The organism is Kitasatospora sp. NPDC056800 (assembly GCF_042789775.1).
GTDB lineage: Bacteria > Actinomycetota > Actinomycetes > Streptomycetales > Streptomycetaceae > Kitasatospora.
Map to the genome: position 1 here is coordinate 1 of NZ_JBHUAL010000315.1, position 7,137 is coordinate 7,137.

The following is a 7,137-nucleotide window of genomic DNA, read 5'->3' on the forward strand; positions in this document are numbered from 1 at the left end:
GGGCCTCGCCTCCCCCCCCGCCGGGGCCGGCCCCCCCCACCCCCCCCCCCAGGGGGGGCCCCCGGTTTCCGGGCGCCACCCCGATCGGCTTTCCGGCCGCCGTGCTCCGGCCGGCCTGGTCAGCCCTTGACGCAGACGACCTGCTTGAGGTGCGCGACCACCTCGACGAGGTCCTTCTGCTGCTCGATGACCTTCTCGATGTTCTTGTAGGCGCCCGGGATCTCGTCCACCACGCCGCCGTCCTTGCGGCACTCCACGCCCTTGGTCTGCTCGACCAGGTCCTGGGTGGTGAACCGCTTCTTCGCGGCGTTGCGGCTCATCTTGCGGCCGGCGCCGTGCGAGGCCGAGTTGAACGACGACGCGTTGCCCAGGCCGCGGACGATGTAGGAACCCGTCCCCATCGAGCCGGGGATGATCCCGAGGTCGCCGGAGCCGGCCCGGATCGCGCCCTTGCGGGTCACCAGCAGGTCGACGTCGTCGTACCGCTCCTCCGACACGTAGTTGTGGTGGCAGCTGATGACCTCGTCGAAGGTCACCCCGGCCTTGGTGAACTCCCGACGGACGACGTCCTGGAAGAGCGCCATCATCAGCGCGCGGTTGAGCTTCGCGTACTCCTGGGCCCAGAACAGGTCCTGCCGGTAGGCACCCATCTCCGGGGTCTTCGCGAGGAAGACCGCGAGGTCCTGGTCGATCAGGCCCTGGTTGTGCGGCAGCGAGCGGGCGACGCCCATGTGGTGCTCGGCCAGCTCCTTGCCGATGTTGCGCGATCCGGAGTGCAGCATCAGCCAGACCGCGTCAGTCGTATCAACGCACAGTTCTATGAAGTGATTTCCTCCGCCGAGCGTCGCCATCTGCTGCGTCGCCCGCCCGCGCCGCCACTTGACGTCCTCCGCGATGCCGTCGAAGCGCTGCCAGAAGTCGTCCCAGCCCGCCGTGCGGAAGCCGTGCAGCTTGGACGGGTCCACCGGGTCGGTGTGCAGGCCGCGGCCGACCGGGATGGCCCGCTCGATCTCGCGGCGCAGGCCGGAGAGGTCGTCCGGGAGGTCCTCGGCGGTGAGCGAGGTCTTCACCGCGCTCATCCCGCAGCCGATGTCGACGCCGACGGCCGCCGGGCAGACCGCGTCCTTCATGGCGATGACGGAGCCGACCGTCGCGCCCTTGCCCAGGTGGACGTCGGGCATCACGGCGAGGCCGTGCAGCCAGGGCAGGGAGCTGATGTTGCGCAGCTGCTGGAGGGCCTGGCCCTCGACGGTGGCCGGGTCGGTCCACATCCGGATCGGGACGCGGACGCCGGGTACCTCGGTGTACGACATGGGTGAACGACCTCCAGGGGTCGGGTGGTTCGGGGAAGGTGGTGCCGCGCGAGGAATCCCGGCGCGGCTCGGGGAAGTTCAGGGGGGGTGGGGCTCAGGCGCCCGGGGCGACGGTGCAGGGGGTATACGGCCTCGGGGAGCGTCGTATGGCTTGCTCGACCCGCATGGTGACCGCCTCCCTTCCTTCGTCGCAGTTCGCACGTGCTGTGCGTCGGGGAACATCTATCCACGGAACGGGCGCGGCCCGCAACGGATTTAAAAACGCGTCCGGCCCGGCGGAGCGGGTGCTCCACCGGGCCGGAGGGTGTTCCGGGAGGGACCGTCAGCTGACGACGGTGACCTCGCCGATGCCGAGCGCCCGCACGTCGTCGGCGATCACGGCGGCGTCGCCGACCAGGACGGTGACCAGGCGGTCCGGCGGGAAGGCCGCGACGACCGCCTCGGTGGCGGCGGCGGTGGGCAGTTCGGCGAGCTGCCGGTAGACCTCGGCCTGGTAGTCGTCCGGCAGGTACTGCTCGACCTGGTCGGCCAGGGTGCCGGCGACCGAGCCCGCGGTCTCGTACTTCAGCGGGGCGACGCCGACCAGGAACTGCACGGCCTCGTCGCGCTCGGCGTCGGTGAGGCCCTCGGCGGCGAGGGTGCGCAGGATGACCCAGGTGTCGGCCAGCGCGGGGGCGGTGGAGGCGGTGTCCACCGAGCCGCTGATGGCGAGCATGGCGCGCCCGCTGCCGTCGGCGGCCGAGCGCAGCGGCTGGGCGAAGGCGCGCACGCCGTAGGTGTAGCCCTTCTCCTCGCGCAGGACGCGGTCCAGGCGGGAGGTGAGGGTGCCGCCGAGGCAGTAGGTGCCGAGGGTCTGGGCGGCCCAGACCGGGTCGTGGCGGTCGGGTCCGATCCGGCCGATGAGCAGCTGGGTCTGGACGGAACCGGGGCGGTCCACGATGACGACGCGGCCGTGGTCGTCGCCGGTGACCGGGGCGTGGACGGACGGCTCGGCGGCCGTTCCGGTCCAGGTGCCGAGGGTGCTCTCCAGCAGCGCGGGCAGGTCGACGCCGGTGAGGTCGCCGACCACCACGACGGTGCTGGTCGCGGGGCGCACGTGGCCGTCGTAGAAGGCCTTGACGGCGGCGCGGTCGATCGACTTGACGGTGTCGGCGGTGCCGGCGCGGGGCCGGGAGAGCCGGTCGGCGGCGTCGAAGAGCTCGGCGTACAGGGCCTTGGCGGCGCGCCGGGCGGGGTTGGCCTGCTCGTGGACGATCTCGTCCAGGCGGTTGGCGACCAGCCGCTCGATCTCCGCCTCGGGCAGGGCCGGGGCGCGCAGGGCGTCGGCGAGCAGGGACAGGCCGCGCTGGAGCCGGGAGGCGGGGACCTCCAGGGAGATCCGGATGCACGGGTGGTCGGCGTGCGTGTCGAGGGTGGCGCCGGCGCGCTCCAGCTCGGCGGCGTACTCCTCGGCGCTGAGGGTGTCGGTGCCCTCGCTGAAGGCGCGGGCGAGGATGCCGGCGACGCCGTCGAGGCCCTCGGGCTCGGCGGCGAGCGGGACGTCGAGCAGGACCTCGACGGCGACCAGCTGCTGGCCGGGCCGGTGGCAGTGCAGGACGGTGATGCCGTTGCCGAGGGCGGCCCGCTCGGGGGCGGGGAAGTCCCAGGGGCTGGGCGTGCCCGGCCGGGGCTGCGGGTGGAAGGTCATGGCGGGGACGTAGTCGGTGCTCATACGGCGGCACCCTCCTCTTCGGAAGCGGCGTCGGAGTCGGCGTCGGTCTCGGCGGCGGCGGCGGTCGGCTCGTAGGCGAGGACGGCCCGGTTGTCGGGGTGGAGCCGGGCCTTGGCGATGGCCTGGACCTCCTCGGCGGTGACGTCGAGGACCTTGGGGAGGGCGTCGTTGAGCAGCTCCGGGTCGCCGAACAGGACGGCGTAGCGGCACAGTTCGTCGGCCCGGCCGGCGACGGTGGTGAGCCGGTCGAGCCACTCGCGCTCGATCTGGGCCTGGGCGCGTTCGAGCTCCTCGGCGGTGGGGCCCTCGGCGGCGAAGCGGGCGAGCTCCTCGTCGACGGCGGTGCCGATCTGCTCGATGGTGGCGTCGCCGGAGGTCTTGACGTCGAGCCAGCCGAGGCTGGGGGCGCCGGCCAGCCTCAGCAGGCCGAAGCCGGCGGCGACGGCGGTGCGGTCGCGGCGGACCAGCCGGTTGTAGAGGCGGCTGGACTCGCCGCTGCCGAGGATGGTGAGGGCGAGGTCGGCGGCGTCGGCCTCGCGGGTGCCGTCGTGCGGGAGGCGGTAGGCGGCCATCAGGGCGCGGGAGGGGACGTCCTCGTGGACGTCCTCGCGGATCTCGCGGCCGATCGTCTCGGGGAGCTCGCCCGAGCGCGGGGGCTGCTTGCCGTCGTGCGCGGGGATGGAGCCGAAGTACTTCTCGACCCAGGCGACGGTCTGCTCGGGGTCGATGTCGCCGACGATCGAGAGGACCGCGTTGTTGGGCGCGTAGTACGTCCGGAAGAACGTCCGGGCGTCCTCCAGGGTGGCCGCGTCGAGGTCGGCCATGGAGCCGATCGGGGTGTGGTGGTACGGGTGGCCGTCGGGGAAGGAGAGCGCGGTGAGCTTCTCGAAGGCGGTGCCGTACGGGACGTTGTCGTAGCGCTGGCGGCGCTCGTTCTTGACGACGTCGCGCTGGTTCTCCATGGACGTCTCGTCGAGCGCGGCGAGCAGCGAGCCCATCCGGTCGGCCTCCAGCCAGAGCGCGAGCTCCAGCTGGTGGGCGGGCATGGTCTCGAAGTAGTTGGTGCGCTCGAAGCTGGTGGTGCCGTTGAGCGAGCCGCCGGCGCCCTGGACGAGCTCGAAGTGCCCGTTGTTGGTGACGTTGGCCGAGCCCTGGAACATCAGGTGCTCGAAGAGGTGGGCGAGGCCGGTGCGGCCCTTGACCTCGTGCCGGGAGCCCACGTCGTACCAGAGGCAGACGGCGGCGACCGGGGTCAGGTGGTCCTCGGAGAGGACTACGCGCAGGCCGTTGGCCAGGCGGTGCTCGGTGATGGCGATGCCTCGGCTGGAGGCGGGGGCCGGGTTGGCCATGCGCTCGGGTCCTTCCCGTCGTCGATGTCGGGGGTTCGTGTGGCGTCCCCCATTGTGGTGCAACGTGCGGGAGCCGTGTTCGTGTCCGCGCGGACGGGGCCGTTCGCCAGGGGCGGAAGAGGGCCGCTGACCGGGAGTGTCGGCCCGAGGGTCCACAATGGGGGCGCCGCGCCCTGTCGACGGCACCCGGTTGACGGGTCCGGCGGCGGGACGGTGCGGAGACGAGCGACGACCGCCCCCCGGCGTTCGGCGACCGACCGAGACACAGCCAGCGACACGTAAGGGAGCCCCGCCGCGATGGCCCGCCGCAGTTCGCAGACCCCGCCGCCCGGAGACTTCGAGGAGCGGATCCTCGACGTCGACGTCGTGGACGAGATGCAGGGCTCCTTCCTGGAGTACGCCTACTCGGTGATCTACTCGCGTGCACTGCCCGACGCGCGGGACGGCCTGAAGCCGGTGCACCGCCGGATCCTGTACCAGGCCAACGAGATGGGCCTGCGACCGGAGCGCGCGCACGTGAAGTGCGCCCGCGTGGTGGGCGAGGTGATGGGCCGGCTGCACCCGCACGGCGACCAGTCGATCTACGACTCGGTGGTGCGCATGGCGCAGCCGTTCTCGATGCGGCTGCCGCTGATCGACGGGCACGGCAACTTCGGTTCGCTGGGCAACGACGACCCGCCGGCCGCGATGCGCTACACCGAGTCGCGGCTGACGGCCGCCTCGATGGCGATGGTGGAGTCGATCCACGAGGACACCGTCGACTTCGGCCCCAACTACGACGGCAGCGAGCAGGAGCCGCTGGCGCTGCCGGCCGCGTTCCCCAACCTGCTGGTGAACGGCGCGACGGGCATCGCGGTCGGCATGGCGACGAACATGCCGCCGCACAACCTGTCCGAGGTGGTGGCCGCGGCCCGGCACCTGATCAAGCACCCGAACGCGGACCTGGACACGCTGATGCGGTTCGTGCCCGGTCCGGACCTGCCGACCGGCGGGCGGATCGTGGGCCTGTCGGGCATCCGGGACGCGTACGAGTCGGGCCGCGGCACGTTCAAGATCCGGGCGACGACGACGGTGGAGGCGGTGACGGCCCGCCGCAAGGGCATCGTGGTCACCGAGCTGCCGTACAACGTCGGCCCGGAGAAGGTCATCTCGAAGATCAAGGACCTGGTCAACGCGAAGAAGCTCCAGGGCATCGCGGACGTCAAGGACCTGACCGACCGCGAGCACGGGCTGCGGCTGGTCATCGAGGTGAAGAACGGCTTCGTGCCGGAGGCGCTGCTGGAGCAGCTGTACAAGCTGACGCCGCTGGAGGAGACCTTCGGCATCAACAACGTGGCGCTGGTGGACGGGCAGCCGCTGACGCTGGGGCTCAAGGAGCTGCTGGAGGTCTACGTCGACCACCGCTTCACCGTGGTGCGCCGGCGCAGCGACTTCCGCCGCCGCAAGCGCGAGGAGCGGCTGCACCTGGTCGAGGGCCTGCTGGTCGCGCTGCTCGACATCGACGAGGTCATCGCGATCATCCGGTCGAGTGACAACGCCCAGCAGGCGAAGGAACGCCTGATGGAGCACTTCTCGCTGTCGGAGACGCAGACCGCGTACATCCTGGACACCCCGCTGCGGCGGCTGACCCGCTTCGACCGGGTCGAGCTGGAGCAGGAGAAGGAGAAGCTGACCTCCGAGATCGCGGACCTGACCGAGATCCTGGAGTCGGACACCAAGCTGCGCAGCGTGGTGTCGTCCGAACTGGGCGCGGTGTCCAAGCAGTTCGGCACCGAGCGGCGCACGGTGCTGCTGGAGGCGGGGGCGGTGCCCTCGGCCGCGCTGGCCGTGCCGCTGGAGGTCGCGGACGACCCGTGCCGGGTGCTGCTGTCGTCGACGGGCCTGCTGGCGCGGACGGCGGACGGCGAGCCGTTCGAGGAGTCGGAGAAGCGGGCGAAGCACGACGTGATCGTCTCGGCGGTGCACGCGACGGCCCGGGCGGACGTCGGCGTGGTCACGTCCGCGGGCCGGGTCCTGCGACTGCCGGTGATCGACCTTCCGGCGCTGCCGCCGACACCGTCGCCGACGCTGGCGGGCGGGGCCGCGGTGGGCGAGTTCCTGCGGCTGGAGGACGGGGAGCGGGCGCTGGCGCTGACCACCCTGGACGAGTCCTCGCCGGGGCTGGCGCTGGGCACGCTGCAGGGCGTGGTGAAGCGGGTGGTGCCGGAGTGGCCCGCGAACAAGGACGAGTTCGAGGTGATCGCCCTCAAGGAGGGTGACGAGCTGGTGGGCGCGGTCGAACTGCGCACCGGCGAGGAGGACCTGGTCTTCATCGCCTCCGACGCCCAGCTGCTGCGCTACCCCGCGGGCCAGGTGCGTCCGCAGGGCCGCCCGGCGGGCGGCATGGCGGGCATCAAGCTGTCGGACGGCACGCGGGTGCTGTCCTTCACGGCGGTGGACCCGGCGGCGGACGCGGTGGTGGTCTCGGTGGCCACGGCCACGGGCACGCTCTCCGACGGCGAGCAGACCAGCTGGAAGGTCACCCCGTTCGAGCAGTACCCGCGCAAGGGCCGCGCCACCGGCGGCGTGCGCTGCCAGCGCTTCCTGCGCGGCGAGGACGCCCTGGCCTTCGCCTGGGCCGGCGCCGCCCCGGCCCGCGCCGCCACCGCCAAGGGCGCCCCGGTCGACCTGCCCGAGCGCGACCCGCGCCGCGACGGCTCCGGCACCCCGGTCACCACCCCGATCGCGGTGGTCGCCGGCCCGGCGTAGCGGCTCCCGCCCGAGC

4 protein-coding genes are annotated in these 7,137 nt (G+C 72.5%); 1 reads left to right on the forward strand and 3 read right to left on the reverse strand.

The window, feature by feature from the left end; translation table 11 throughout:
* Nucleotides 1–119 precede the first annotated feature (119 nt).
* The 3 genes from ACFRQN_RS39070 to ACFRQN_RS39080 form a co-directional block, all read right to left on the reverse strand.
* A complete protein-coding gene (locus tag ACFRQN_RS39070) occupies nt 120–1,313 on the reverse strand; it encodes an RtcB family protein (protein WP_380745381.1) in 1,194 nt (397 codons plus the stop codon).
* A 322-nt stretch (nt 1,314–1,635) separates the two neighbouring features.
* Nucleotides 1,636–3,000: a pitrilysin family protein gene (locus ACFRQN_RS39075; protein ID WP_074005706.1), complete on the reverse strand. Its 1,365-nt coding sequence runs from the start codon at nt 2,998–3,000 to the stop codon at nt 1,636–1,638.
* Between the two features lie 20 nt (nt 3,001–3,020).
* Nucleotides 3,021–4,373, reverse strand: coding sequence for a M16 family metallopeptidase (locus ACFRQN_RS39080; protein WP_380745383.1), 1,353 nt, complete (start codon nt 4,371–4,373; stop codon nt 3,021–3,023).
* Nucleotides 4,374–4,670: 297 nt separating this feature from the next.
* On the opposite strand from ACFRQN_RS39080, the gene ACFRQN_RS39085 reads away from it, so the two are divergent.
* Entirely contained in the window at nt 4,671–7,121 is a 2,451-nt protein-coding gene (locus tag ACFRQN_RS39085; protein WP_074005662.1) for a DNA topoisomerase (ATP-hydrolyzing) subunit A, read from the forward strand.
* Nucleotides 7,122–7,137: the final 16 nt, after the last annotated feature.